Source organism: Streptomyces sp. SID11385 (assembly GCF_010548245.1).
Lineage (GTDB): Bacteria > Actinomycetota > Actinomycetes > Streptomycetales > Streptomycetaceae > Streptomyces.
On record NZ_JAAGLR010001118.1, the window covers coordinates 1 to 217 of the forward strand.

The window sequence follows — 217 nt, forward strand, 5'->3', positions numbered from 1 at the left end:
GAACGCCCGCTACGGCACGGCCGTGAGGGCCTCTGCGCTGCTCGACCATCCGACCCCGCTGGACTTCGCCCGGCACGTGTCGCGTGAGCTGGGGGTGCGGGCCTCCCAGGACGCGGACAGCCCGTCGTCCGGGCCCGGGTTCCGGGTCATGCCGTTGCCGGCGCCCGCACCGACGCCCCCGTCCGTTGTCGGACCCGGGCCCCTGCCGGGCGGGCCG

Annotated in this window: 1 pseudogene; it reads right to left on the bottom strand. The window is 77.9% G+C overall.

Annotation, left to right across the window (positions count from 1 at the left end):
* Positions 1–9: 9 nt before the first annotated feature.
* Positions 10–217 (bottom strand): annotated as a pseudogene (locus tag G3I42_RS37225) (hypothetical protein); the annotation flags it as partial.